The 3,197-nt window shown below is 71.0% G+C and carries 2 protein-coding genes and 1 pseudogene; all 3 read left to right on the plus strand.

Annotated features, from left to right (window positions below):
* The first annotated feature begins 216 nt into the window (after positions 1 to 216).
* On the plus strand, positions 217 to 1,569 hold the full coding sequence (locus tag AC27VN_RS36955) for a uracil-xanthine permease family protein (RefSeq protein ID WP_093353834.1): 1,353 nt from the start codon (positions 217 to 219) through the stop codon (positions 1,567 to 1,569).
* A gap of 32 nt (positions 1,570 to 1,601) precedes the next feature.
* Positions 1,602 to 3,002, plus strand: a complete 1,401-nt coding sequence (locus tag AC27VN_RS36960) for an amidohydrolase family protein (protein WP_490879857.1) — start codon at positions 1,602 to 1,604, stop codon at positions 3,000 to 3,002.
* Positions 2,999 to 3,197: pseudogene (locus tag AC27VN_RS36965) on the plus strand (sulfite exporter TauE/SafE family protein); the annotation flags it as partial. The gene AC27VN_RS36960 and the pseudogene AC27VN_RS36965, both read left to right, overlap by 4 nt.

Raw genomic sequence — 3,197 nt, forward strand, 5'->3', positions numbered from 1 at the left:
GGTCGGCGACACGCCGGCCTCGCGCGCCACGTCCTTGATGTTCGCCCGTGGCGTTCGCTCGGTGTTCATCCCGTATTGACCTTCCACGAAAGCGGTGCTTCAATTCCCAAATCGTTTTGGGCGTCTGCCCGGAATGTACTTCACCCGCTGCGGCGGATTTTTTTGCCAGTGCGCCCAAATCGATTTGGGCGCGGACCGATCCAAGGAAAAACGATCATGTCCCGTGCGAACGAGGTTGCGCCCGTCGATGCCGTGCTGCCCTTTTCCCAATTGCTGCTGTTCGGCCTGCAGCATGTGCTGGTGATGGCCGCGGTGCCGATCACCTCGGTGTTCCTGGTGGCCAAGGCGCTGGGCCTGTCGGCCGCGCTCACGGTCAACCTGATCAGCGCCACCTTCCTGCTGTGCGGGCTCGGCACCTTGCTGCAGTCCTTCGGGCCGTGGAAGTTCGGCGCGCGGCTGCCCTTCGTGATGGTGCCGGGCGGCGCGCCGATCGTGATGTTCGTGACCATCGCCCAGCAGCGCGACCTGCAGACCGCCTCGGGCGCGGTGATCCTCACGGCGCTGTTCTATTTCCTGATCCTGCCGGTGTTCGCGCGCTGCCTGCGCTTCTTCCCGAAGATCGTCATCGGCACCCTGCTGCTGCTGGTGTCGATCAACCTGGTGAAGGTCTACGGCGGCATCATCGCCGGCAAGGCCGGCACGCCGACCTTCGGCGACCCGGTGAACATCGGCCTGGCGCTCGCCACCATCGGCTTCACGGTGCTGTTCGCGCGCCTGTTCAAGGGCATGCTGGGCCAGCTCGCGGTGCTGCTGGGCCTGCTGGCCGGCACGCTGCTGGCGGCCGCCTTCGGGCTGATGGACTTCTCGCCCGTGGCGGCCGGCCCGCTGTGGAGCAGCCCGACCCTGCTGCCCTTCGGCCTGCCGCATTTCGACCTCGTGGCCGCGGTGCCGCTGTTGATCTTCAGCGTGATCTCGATGGTCGAGGCCACCGGCCAGACGGTGGCCGTGGCCGAAGTGGTGGGCCGGCCCATCGACCCGCGCGACGCGGTGCCGCGCACCGTGCGCGGCGACGCGCTGGTGTCGCTGCTCGGCGGCCTGTTCGGCACCTCGATGATCATCACCAGCGGCGAGAACATCGGCATCGTGCGCGCCACCAACGTGCGCTCGCGCTACGTCACGGCCATGGCCGGCGCGATCCTGGTGCTGATCGCGCTGTCGGCACCGCTGGGCCGGCTGGCCAGCGCGATCCCGGCCGCCGTGGTGGGCGGCACCGCGATGGTGGTGTTCGCGATCATCGGCACCATGGGCATCGACATGCTGCGCCGCACCGACCTGCACGAGCGCGGCAACATGTTCGTGCTGGCGGGCGCGCTGACCATGGGCCTGCTGCCGATCCTCGTGCCGGGGCTCTACAGCCGCTTTCCCGACACCTTGCAGCTGGTGCTGGGCAACGGCCTCGCGATGGGCTCGATCACCGCGGTGGTGCTCAACCTGCTGTTCAACCGGCCACCGGCCGAACGCGCGGCGCCCCTGCCATCGGCGGTGCCGCCGCCGGTCTCGCCGCAGTGAGCTTTTCTCTTTCCTTTCTTTCGGATCCAGACATGTCCCCTGACCACGAGGCCGCGCCTTTCGCGGCTGGCGAGCTGCTGCTCGTGCCCGACCACCTGATGCTGCGCGACGGCCCGGCCACCGGCCACGCCGTGCACATCGCCGACGGCCGCTTCGCCGACATCGGCCCCGCCGAGCTGCTGGCCGCGCGCCATCCTCGACTGGTGCCGCAGCGCCTGCCCGGCCGGGTGCTGATGCCCGGCATGATCGACGCGCACCACCACCTCACGCAGTCCTTCGGCAAGTCGCTGGCCTACGGCGAGCCGTCCGAGATCTTCCGGCGCGTGTGGGTGCCGCTCGAATCCAGCCTCGACGACGAGTTCGTCTACCTCGCGACCAAGCTCGCGGCGCTCGAGTCGCTGCGCGGCGGCTTCACCACCGTGTGCGACGCCGGCACCCGCGCGCCGGGCGACATCGGCGCCATGGCGCGCGCGCTGCACGAGACCGGCCTGCGCTGCGTGCTCGGGCTGATCTGCAACGACGGCGGCAACGAGAGCAGCGCCGCCGAGCGCGGCGCGCTGAAGGCGCAGGCCGAGCGCTTCCTCGCGCGCTGGCAGGGCGATGCGCTGGTGCATCCCTCGCTCGCGATCTCGGTGCCCGAGGCCGCCTCCGACGAGATGCTGACGAGCGTCTCCGCGCTGTGCGCCGAGGCCGGCACCGTGTTCCAGACCCACGTCAACGAGCACCTGGCCTCGGTCGAGCGCTCGGTGGTCGCGCGCGGCCGGCGCCCGCTGGAACTGCTCGCGCAGCTGGGCGCGCTCGGCCCGCAGGTGCTGATCGCGCACGGCACGCTGGTGACGCCGCCGGAGCTCATGCTGCTGCGCGACACCGACACCGCCGTCAGTTACAACCCGGTCGCGAGCCAGTGGAAGGGCAACGCGGTGGCGCCGGCCCATCTGATGGCCGCGCTGGGCATCCGCTTCGGCCTGGGCACCGATGCCACGCGCAGCGACGGCTTCCGCCTGATGGATGCGGCCGAGGCCGCGCAGAAGATCGCCTTCGGCCTGGCCGTGGGCGATGCCTCCAGCGGCGGCGGCTGGACCTGGTTCGACCATGCGACGCACGAGGGCGCGCGCGCCGCGGGCCTGGGCGCGCGCACCGGCGAGATCGCCGTCGGCAAGGCGGCCGACTTCCTGCTCGTGGACGTCGACACGCCCGAGATGTGCACCTCGGTCGACCTGACCTGGGACCTGGTGCGCCTGGGCAACCGCGACCAGATCGAGGCGGTGTTCGTCGATGGCCGGCTGCGGCTGTGGAAGGGCTGGCCCACCGACTGGGACGCGCGCGCGCGGCAACGGCAGCTCGCGCGCACCGCCCAGGCCGCGATCGCGCGCGCGCCGATCGTGCGGCTGCATCCCACGGCCGCCGAGCACCGGCGGCAGGTCGCCCGATGAGCGCGCAGCACCTCGTGTTGATGTCGCTGGCCGTGCTGGTCGCCGCCTTCGTGCAGGGCGCGACCGGGGTCGGCTTCGCGCTCATCGCCGCGCCGGTGATCGGCCTCGTGCGCCCCGAGCTGCTGCCGGTGTGCGTGCTGGTGCTGATGCTGCCGCTGAACCTCTACGTGGCCTGGCGCGAGCGCGGCGCCATCG

This window comes from Variovorax sp. 20P10.2.4, assembly GCF_058244205.1.

Coding starts and splice junctions, on each gene's coding strand:
- AC27VN_RS36960 (WP_490879857.1), top strand. CDS start 1,602: ATGTCCCCTGACCACGAGGCCGCGCCTTTCGCGGCTGGCGAGCTGCTG.
- AC27VN_RS36955 (WP_093353834.1), top strand. CDS start 217: ATGTCCCGTGCGAACGAGGTTGCGCCCGTCGATGCCGTGCTGCCCTTT.